1 protein-coding gene is annotated in these 261 nt (G+C 37.9%); it reads left to right on the top strand.

The window, feature by feature from the left end:
• Nucleotides 1–227: zinc finger domain-containing protein (locus AAEY57_RS20310; protein ID WP_350608699.1), on the top strand; the 227-nt coding region annotated here is incomplete at its 5' end.
• Nucleotides 228–261: the final 34 nt, after the last annotated feature.

Genomic DNA, 261 nt, shown 5'->3' with positions numbered 1-261 from the left:
ATCAAGCACTTATCCCTATTATAAAAGACACGCTTGCTGCGGCCATTATGCAAGGTGGTACAACGCTTAAAGACTTTGCACAAAGTGATGGTAAGCCTGGGTATTTTGCTCAAGAGTTATTAGTATATGGGCGCAAAGGCAAGCCATGTATGACGTGTGAAAACGAATTGGAAGAAATTAGATTGGGGCAGCGCAGTACTATTTTTTGCTCAAATTGCCAAAAGTAGTTATCTAGTTATTTAAATTTTATCGATTCTAAAT

The sequence above is a fragment of the Pseudoalteromonas sp. MER144-MNA-CIBAN-0113 genome, from assembly GCF_040308965.1.
In the GTDB taxonomy this organism is placed as follows: Bacteria; Pseudomonadota; Gammaproteobacteria; order Enterobacterales; family Alteromonadaceae; genus Pseudoalteromonas; species Pseudoalteromonas tetraodonis.
Note: the sequence above shows the minus strand (reverse complement) of the source record. Positions and strands in the feature narration are given on the sequence as shown.